Genomic DNA, 465 nt, shown 5'->3' with positions numbered 1-465 from the left:
AGAGGTATTCGCGAGAAAGGGGGCGTGCCAGGTTGGCAAACAGGCAGCTAGCCAAACGGTACTCACGCTCCGTGAGGTTGATCGGTTTGCCCGCGCGGGTCACGGTCAATTCAGCATCATCAAAGGTCAAGTCATTAAAGCTCTGCACTTCGTGGGTGGCAGACTTTTGCAGTCCATGCCGACGCAGAACCGCCGTGACCCGTGCTTTCAATTCATTAGGACGGAAAGGTTTGCTGACGTAATCATCGGCGCCACTGTTGAGCGCGGTGACGATGTCGCTCTCGGCATCACGGCTGGTGAGCATGATGACGGCGGGCGGCGATTCCATGTGTTCGCGGGTCCAGCGCAGCAATGCGATCCCGGTGATATCCGGCAATTGCCAGTCGAGTATCAGCAGGTCGAAGGTTTCCCGGCGCAGTTGGCGGAGCAGGTCTTCGCCACGTTCAAAGCAATGCAGGGACCAAG

The 465-nt window shown here is 57.8% G+C and carries 1 protein-coding gene; it reads right to left on the bottom strand.

The features are described 5' to 3' along the window. Nucleotides 1-465: response regulator transcription factor (locus SOP95_RS31590; protein WP_323609526.1), on the bottom strand; the 465-nt coding region annotated here is incomplete at both ends.

This window comes from Pseudomonas sp. YuFO8 (assembly GCF_035065025.1).
Taxonomy (GTDB): Bacteria; Pseudomonadota; Gammaproteobacteria; order Pseudomonadales; family Pseudomonadaceae; genus Aquipseudomonas; species Aquipseudomonas putida_AE.
The sequence above is the reverse complement of the archived record's forward strand: the minus strand, read 5'-3'. Positions and strand labels throughout refer to the sequence as shown.